At 37.1% G+C, this 7,241-nt stretch carries 6 protein-coding genes; 3 read left to right on the top strand and 3 right to left on the bottom strand.

Going from position 1 to position 7,241, the window contains the following annotated elements:
* Positions 1-130: 130 nt before the first annotated feature.
* From NBH01_RS26220 to NBH01_RS26210, 3 genes are read left to right on the top strand one after another with little or no spacing between them, the layout of a single operon-like run.
* Complete coding sequence (locus tag NBH01_RS26220) at positions 131-1,342, top strand: tyrosine-type recombinase/integrase (RefSeq protein ID WP_008655076.1); 1,212 nt, start codon at positions 131-133, stop codon at positions 1,340-1,342.
* Positions 1,339-2,286 (top strand): tyrosine-type recombinase/integrase, encoded by a 948-nt coding sequence (locus NBH01_RS26215; RefSeq protein ID WP_008655075.1) that lies wholly within the window; start codon positions 1,339-1,341, stop codon positions 2,284-2,286. The genes NBH01_RS26220 and NBH01_RS26215 overlap by 4 nt, the downstream gene beginning before the upstream one ends.
* Positions 2,270-3,325 carry a tyrosine-type recombinase/integrase gene (locus NBH01_RS26210; RefSeq protein ID WP_015532696.1) on the top strand — a complete coding sequence of 352 codons (1,056 nt, stop codon included), beginning with the start codon at positions 2,270-2,272 and terminating at the stop codon, positions 3,323-3,325. The genes NBH01_RS26215 and NBH01_RS26210 overlap by 17 nt, the downstream gene beginning before the upstream one ends.
* A 111-nt stretch (positions 3,326-3,436) precedes the next feature.
* Here NBH01_RS26210 and NBH01_RS26205 read toward each other — a convergent pair whose 3' ends face one another.
* From NBH01_RS26205 to NBH01_RS26195, 3 genes are read right to left on the bottom strand one after another with little or no spacing between them, the layout of a single operon-like run.
* The gene (locus NBH01_RS26205; RefSeq protein WP_009017581.1) at positions 3,437-3,958 is read right to left on the bottom strand and encodes a toll/interleukin-1 receptor domain-containing protein; all 522 of its coding nucleotides are present in this window, start codon (positions 3,956-3,958) and stop codon (positions 3,437-3,439) included.
* Between the two features lie 15 nt (positions 3,959-3,973).
* The gene (locus tag NBH01_RS26200) at positions 3,974-4,570 is read right to left on the bottom strand and encodes a TIR domain-containing protein (RefSeq protein ID WP_008655066.1); all 597 of its coding nucleotides are present in this window, start codon (positions 4,568-4,570) and stop codon (positions 3,974-3,976) included.
* A gap of 8 nt (positions 4,571-4,578) precedes the next feature.
* Positions 4,579-6,546 carry a TIR domain-containing protein gene (locus NBH01_RS26195; protein ID WP_008655064.1) on the bottom strand — a complete coding sequence of 656 codons (1,968 nt, stop codon included), beginning with the start codon at positions 6,544-6,546 and terminating at the stop codon, positions 4,579-4,581.
* Positions 6,547-7,241: the final 695 nt, after the last annotated feature.

The following is a 7,241-nucleotide window of genomic DNA, read 5'->3' as shown; positions in this document are numbered from 1 at the left end:
CATTATCAGAACTTTTAGGAATTTCCGATAAAATTATTCAATTGTTTAGCAATCATTTGTTTTGAGTCTTAATCAGTTCTGATTATATTCCGTCTATAATTGTAGAATAACATTCAAACAAGATACGATTATGGACATATTTAATCTGAATGAAAAAGTCAAAGGGCTTGTTTCTTATTTACAAGACACAGGTTATTCAGCCATGTACATAGACTATGTGAAGAAAATGGCTGAGTGGTTATCGGGCAATTCCGAACATTACAAATGGAAGAGTCTCGCCGATGTTGAACCGACACTAAAAGAATTGTGGTCCAACAAGTATACTTGCAGAAACAAGGTACGCCTGTTACGTGTAATCTGCCAATATATCGAGAATGGATTATTACCCGACGGATGCAAACACTACATCAAACCTCACCACTACGAATTGCTTGGCGAAGAATACAGGAATGTAACGGACATGGCTTTCAACGTGGTAGGCAGGCGTTGCAAATTTTCAACAAACGTGAAGTATGCGCTATCTTCGTTCTTCTTCCGGTTACAGGAAATGGGTGTGTATTCATTCGAATCAATAACAGAGGATGCGGTGTTGGAAGTGTTTTCCAAAGACGAAAAACAGAAGATGGGCCATTCGCTCAAATATTCGGTGGAGTATGGGCTGAAAGCCTGTTTGCCTTACTATGGCAAATCCGTTGAACGTATAATCGCATATCTGCCGGCCATACCCAACATGCGTAAGAACATTCAATACCTTACAGAGCAAGAACTGACGGCCATCAGGCATACCTTGGAGCACGACGGCACAATATCCCTGCAGGACAAAGCCATCATAACCTTGGCCATGTACACGGGATTGCGTGGGTGTGACATCTCAGCTCTCACGCTTGAGAACTTCGATTGGGAACACGACCTTATAAAAATCACACAGGCAAAAACGGGACAGCCCCTTACATTGCCGCTTCGCGCCGTAGTCGGGAATGCTGTCTTTGATTACCTGCTCAAAGAGCGTCCCCAATGCCCGGAACCATATGTTTTTCTCACAGTACACGTGCCACACAGAAGACTCCACACAAGCAATCTTGATGCCATATGCTCAAAAGTCATGTGCAAAGCAGGAATAAGGCAAGGTGAAAATGAAAGAAAGAGCATGCACCTGTTTCGCCACCATGTAGCGACATCCCTGTTGCAGGGCGGTGTGCAACAGCCTGTTATAAGTGCCACCCTTGGCCATTCGTCCCCAAGCTCTCTCGACCGCTATCTCAGTGCGGAATTCAAACACCTGAAAGAGTGTTCGCTAAGCATCGAGGGATTCCCGGTTGGAAAGGAGGTGTTTGGCAGATGAAAACGACTTCATTCCTTTCCAACGCGATAGAAGGATACGTAAAATACCGCAAGGCTTCCGGGCGTGACAGCCACAGCTATATCAAGAACGTAATACTATTTGACCATTTTTGCGCGAGGGAATATCCCGGACAGATCGAACTATCCCAAGAAATCGTGGACAGATGGTGCAGGCAACGTCCATCTGAATGCACAAACTCTTGCGTGTCACGTGTATATCCTATTCTGGACTTCATCAAATACATGAACAAACGTGGAATGACAAAAATAGCCCTGCCAAAAGTGCCAAGGTCTGTGCCAAGAACTTATACGCCGCACCCTTTCACATATGATGAATTGAAACGCTTCTTCAATGCTTGCGACAACACAAAGCCAAGACGTGGCCGTCTCGCCACAATCCAACGCATGACACTGCCAGTATTCTTTCGCTTATTGTACAGTTCTGGGATGAGGACAACCGAAGCCATCCTGCTGGAACGTGATGATGTAAACCTTGAAAATGGCGTAATTTCCATCAAGCGAAGTAAAGGGCATGACCAACATTATGTCGTTCTCCATGATACAATGTTGGCTCTAATGCGTACTTACGACGAGAATATATCTAGGTTAGTCCCGCACCGCAAAGTGTTCTTTCCGACACCGGATGACAAGTCTCACCCTTCTGTTTGGGTTACGTATCATTTTCGGGTGTTGTGGCAAAGTTGCAATTCATCCTACGCTATCCCATATGAGCTAAGACACAACTATGCCATAGAAAACATAAACAGCTGGACACACCAAGGATTTACCATCCATGACAAGTTGTTGGCTTTAAGCAAGAGCATGGGACACCGGCAAATAGAGAGCACGCTGGCTTATTATTCCTTGACCCCAGCGATTTCTGATATAATGGAATATACAGAGAATCAATTATTAAAATTAAAGACAGATGAAAAAGAAGATTAATCCGCAAGCAATGCAGATAGCTGATTATCTGCATGACTGGCTCGAACACTATGTCCCTTCAATCAAGGCATGCAGTCCTCACACAAAGAGAAATTATAAGATCTCCGTGAAACTCTATGTAGAATTCCTCAGAGTAATAAAAGGCACTACACCAGAAACATTAAGCGCAGAATGTTTCTGTATGGAATATATAATGGAGTGGATTATTTGGTTAAAGGAAAATAGGGGTTGCAGTCCAGCAACATGTAATGTAAGATTGTCAGCCTTGCGTGTTTTTCTGAAATATTTGTCGTTTAGAGATATATCCTATATGTCTGTTTTCTTACAAGCGGAAAATGTTCCAAATGAGAAAAACTCTAAAAGAAAGGTCATCGGGCTCAGTAAACAGGCTGTTGATGTATTGTTGTCCATGCCTAATCAAGGGAGTACTATAGGCTTTCGTGATTACACTCTGATGCTTCTCTTATATTCCACCGCTGTGCGCATCAACGAGCTTCTGACTCTGAAAATTAGCAATATTGTTATAGACTGTGTAAAACCTCACATAATAGTCATTGGCAAAGGAAGAAAGAAACGTCCGATTCCTCTTTTGGCCAAGCCAGCACAATGCTTGAAAAGGTATCTTATCAAATACCATCCGAAACAGAATGATGCAAATGCATTACTTTTCTGTTCTAAGAGCAAAGGCATATATGTCCCGATGTCCGCTGAAAACGTGAACAAGATGCTGAAAAAATATGCCACAATGGCTCATGAAAGGTGCCAAGATGTTCCTATGGATTTACATGCCCATCAATTTAGGCATGCCAAAGCTTCACACTGGCTTGAAAACGGGATGAACATAGCCCAAATCTCATACTTACTTGGGCATGAAAGTATTCAAACCACAATGGTATATCTTGATATAACCACAAAACAAGAAGAAAAAGCTTTGGAAACCCTTGAAGGCGAAAATCAAAAGAAAATGAGAAAAAAGTGGAAGACAGAGGAAGGAAAAGCAAATCTTGAAATACTTTTAGGACTTACAAAAACAAATTGAGTAGGAGAAATTTTACTTCTTCGTTTTCCTCTTACCCGATTAAGATATACAAGTACTGTTTGGTATATTATATAAACTTCCAGCAAGGTATTATACCTGCTGGAAGTTATGTTACAGTTCCCAATTAAGAACAGAGTCTAAAGGATGCTGAGATTGATATGCGGCAAATAATTTCCTCTCATTTATAAGCGTTGATTCATCTCGTTTTAACACATTAGAAATAAAGTTATTCAACGATTTTGTACCTCTTAGAATTGGAACGATTTGAAGATACTCGGGTAAGACTGATTGTGATATTTCTTTTAATGTTAACCCTACAACAGTTGTTCTATCATATCCATATCCAACTTCCCAAGGGATCCATTTTGAATCCAATGCATTTTGGGATAAAAGACATAACATGTGCGTGCTGTTTCTGATACCTGTTTTAATTGCACTTACAACCGAGTAAGGTCTCGTTCTGTCTATTTTTGTATCATATTCATCAAAATAGACATCAATACCAGAAGTAATAAAATAGTCTGCTATTTTTTTAGCAGTGTCCGCATCTCTTTTTTGGTGACTTATGAATATACATAAACCACTTCTTTGTGCAATGGAATTTTCGGTTAAATAAAATCTATTTAATGCCATAATCTATTATTCTACTTATCCATTTTTTTTACGCATTGGCCTTGATAAATCATAAGTGCAAGTGGCACGACTATTATATGCATTATCAATCATCTGTCTCAAAATATCTGGTGTTAACTTATCCCAATTGATTACAGATATAAAGGCATTGGGTTCGAGCAAATTATCAATGATGCGTTCCGGTAAGTATGGATAACGCCTATGATACTCTTCTCGGCTATCAATAGACATCCATTGTGTCGTCTCTGGGTAGAACGTTTTCTCACTACTATGAGCGCATGTATAATATTCGCTTTTAACAGATGGTAGTAATATCACAATAATGCCGGACTTCTTATTCACCGTACCATCGTACATACTTGAATATAACTCCCAATCAATATGCTTGCGATTTTTTGTTTCAGTTCCTACAAGTAAAATGGTTACGGTTGTATCCTTCAAATGCTCGTCGCGTATATATTCGCGTATCTTTTGGTCGTCCCAATCTTCTGGAATCTCGCCCATGTCAACAGAGCCATCAATGAATACTTTATTTTTTTCAGCCCAACTAACCAAACCTTCTTTATATTTCTGGTCATTGGCATGATGAAAACTTACAAATACTTTATGCATAATTTATATTAATAGTTAAAAGCTTTATTAATACCCTTGAGAATCAATGATATTATCTCGGGAATATTAATAGAGTTGAATAAAATTTCATTTTCATCTTTATCAAGTCCATTTCTAAGAACCTGATAATCCTTATTTTCGAATTTCTTTAGTTCATCGTAATTTATCGTTGGCAGACAACTCATTTGGCAATATTCAATTAAATTTTTATAATCCTCATTGGTTTTTGCTTCTTCAAATAGTTTTTCTGCCGTAGTTTCACCTTTCATTAGTTTCACTATTTGTGCAGAAGCTCCACCAAATCCTCCTAATAAATAAATTGGATGTTTTTTCTGTATAGCACAAATCGCCTCTTCAAATATTCCGGCCATACGCCCCTTAAAATTGACAATTTTGCCACCCAAAACGATACGTGCATTAACATTCTCTTCCATTTCTTTACGCATAATAGATAAAGAATTTGCCCAAAGAAACATTTTGCTTGGCGTAGTTGGCTCAAAGAACTTCCCCTTATCCTCCTCACCTACACCTTTGGGTATTTCTGTTTTTACTATTTCCACACGGTCGTATTTAAATTCAGCGATGTCAGATTTTGAGAGCCTATTAAATATAGGCCAAGCAAAATAATTTGTGAAATAGATTGTACTTGGATCAGACTTTTCTTTTATGCCATACTGACATGAAAGATCGCATAAAAGTTTTGTGAAACCACCAATTCTAAGATCACCTCCATACACCAATTTAGCTCCAGTAACAAGCAGATGACGAGCTATTTCAACAGATAAATCATCAAACATGGCTTTGCCGATTCCTTTAGTTAAAGCCTCCGGAGTTTCCGAAATAGAAATTGCGATTTTCTTATCCTGTATCTTATTCATATTTGAATATAACTGACTCGGAGTAACAAAACTTGTAATCTTACCATTTTTATTCAAAACCTCCAACTCTTCACGACCTAACGGTGGTTCAGGATAGAGTATTGATTTTATATTATCTTCAATATTAATTAAATTCATTAATTCCGGAGGAACAGGAAGAATAGAAGTATTTTGCAAATCGCACTTCATTACCAATTGCTCAAGATATTCTTTCTCATAATATTGGTCTAACGCAGTACGTAGAAGCAAGATAATTACGTCATCCCATTTGCCATTAAATCTAATCTTTGGCATATTACCCAAATACGGGAATGTTCGAGAAGAAACTCCATTCAATACATTTACTAATATTGAAGGTACATTATTTTTCTTACCAGAGATAGCTTCAATTCGACACCATTCTCTTTCTGAATATGTATCAGATTCTATGATAACTAATAAGGATGAAGCTATACCTGACTGAATCTGTTGGGCAAATTGATGACCATCCAAAATATCATTAACATCGAAGAAAGAATCGAGTTTAGTATCTGAACGCAAATAATCTCTTAAAGAAATTGCCGTAGATTCACCTAAATGATCTTTATCCTTTTTAGAATGGCTAATGAATAATTTTAGCTTTTGCCCAACTTTATAAGACTTTAAATAGCGTAAAATGTTATCATAAAGTCTTATTTGAAATTCATGCCAATCAGTTTCAATATTCTCATTTTTCAAACAAATAAACTGTTCTTCTTGAAGAAGTGGGTTTATGTCGAAAGCATACTTGGATAGTTTGACGGCAAATATTTTTAGTGCCCCATTGTCTTGTTTTACTAATAATTCTTTTATATACTCATCCCATATAGTATTACAATACATATTGTCATCAACCAATAATATTGCAATAGTTTTATTACTGAAGTTTATATCTATCGGGGTAATTTGATTGGCCATATCCGTTCGAAAGAACACTGGTATATCAAGCCCATCTTCAAAAGGCCTACTTGAATTACGACACAGAAGATGGTAAATTTTCTCATATGTTTCGCTACCTTTAGTATTATCCTTGTCATACAAGACATATACAGAAAGAGGTGTTTTAAAATTAGAACTCATAAAACAAAAAATAGAAGTAATTTATACTTAAGTTAGAGTTTTAAATAAATATCAAAATGTTAAGATACAGCACGTAAGTGGAATTATTCATTAATATTATGGATGGTTAAACTCATGCATTATGAAAATTCCATGCCTATCAAATACAAAGATACAATAAAAAAGGAAAATTATCTCATATTTCCGATGCAAAATATGGTTATGTTATGTAAAGTTGATTCATTAGTAGTAAATGTCATTTTTCATACAAGCTCAAAACTATATGCCAACGTAACATCTTCTAAAAAATGCCAAGTAATAAAGAATTGACAATTTGATATGCCCGGTGTTATTGGAATGGGAGTTACGCAACGGCCTGAAGAATTGGTACAGAGTTCAACAGTCAAGAATGTGGGAAACAGAATACAACCTATGTGCTTTATTGGACAAATACTAAAAACTTCCACTGAGCAGTTTCTCTTTAGAAACAGGAGGTCAAATGCAATCAGAAAAATCATTAAGATATCCAAATTTACGAAAAGGACTATTGAGCAAATACAAACATTACAGCCTTATCTCCAAATTGATACAGAATATATTCTATACCCTGCATATTACGACCGTAAAAATAATCAGAACTTATTATATAAAAAAGATGCTGAATTTCAATATATTTAGAATGTCAAACAAAAAAATAAGAAAGTTCTGATAATGGC

The organism is Bacteroides sp. B1-V-101, from assembly GCF_023656585.1.
GTDB lineage: Bacteria > Bacteroidota > Bacteroidia > Bacteroidales > Bacteroidaceae > Bacteroides > Bacteroides thetaiotaomicron.
Note: the sequence above shows the minus strand (reverse complement) of the source record. Positions and strands in the feature narration are given on the sequence as shown.